The sequence below is a fragment of the Jeotgalicoccus nanhaiensis genome, from assembly GCF_015235105.1.
Classification (GTDB): Bacteria; Bacillota; Bacilli; order Staphylococcales; family Salinicoccaceae; genus Jeotgalicoccus; species Jeotgalicoccus nanhaiensis.
This window is the reverse complement of sequence record NZ_JADGLW010000018.1, coordinates 1-578: the sequence shown is the minus strand read 5'-3', so window position 1 is coordinate 578 and position 578 is coordinate 1. Positions and strand designations below refer to the sequence as shown.

The 578-nt window shown below is 43.4% G+C and carries 1 protein-coding gene; it reads right to left on the bottom strand.

Annotated elements, in window-relative coordinates:
• Positions 1-393 (bottom strand): helix-turn-helix domain-containing protein (locus IR135_RS11480; RefSeq protein ID WP_194194263.1); only part of this gene is annotated, 393 nt, incomplete at its 3' end.
• Positions 394-578: the final 185 nt, after the last annotated feature.

Sequence of the window (578 nt, the reverse complement as noted above, 5' to 3'; positions counted from 1 at the left end):
GCCTTTCCAGACTTCATGCGGGTTGAGAGCATAAGCGCATACCTTTCCAGCTACTGGGATTTTTACTAAAACACCTTGCTCTTCTAGCCACTTAACGTACCTAGATATTGTTTGTCTACCAACACCAAGCAACGATGCTAAATGGGTTTGATCGGCAACAACCGCACCACAAGAGCCATCAATGTTTTCTGCAAGCATTGAATAAAGCTCTGCTGCCCCCGGATTCTTCCTGAAAAGCTCTCTGAGACGCTTCCAGCCTAAAGGGTATACTTGGGTGAAGTTTTGGTTTTTTTGCTCCTGTCGACGCTCTGAGGCGTTTTTACGGTCTTTATCTTCAAGATCTCTTTTTCTGATTTCCCGTTCTTTGTCCGTCACAACATTTTGAGTTTGCATAGACTATCTCTCCTGCGACACCATGTCGTTTGAAAGTAACATACAGTTGTCATTTTTTTGTGTCAACATGTCGCATTTGCACGACATGTTGGGTATATCTGTCGCATCCTATAGATGCGACAACGTTGTCGCCCCTAGGATGCGACAACACATTTATAAACCCATAATAAAAACAACAACATACC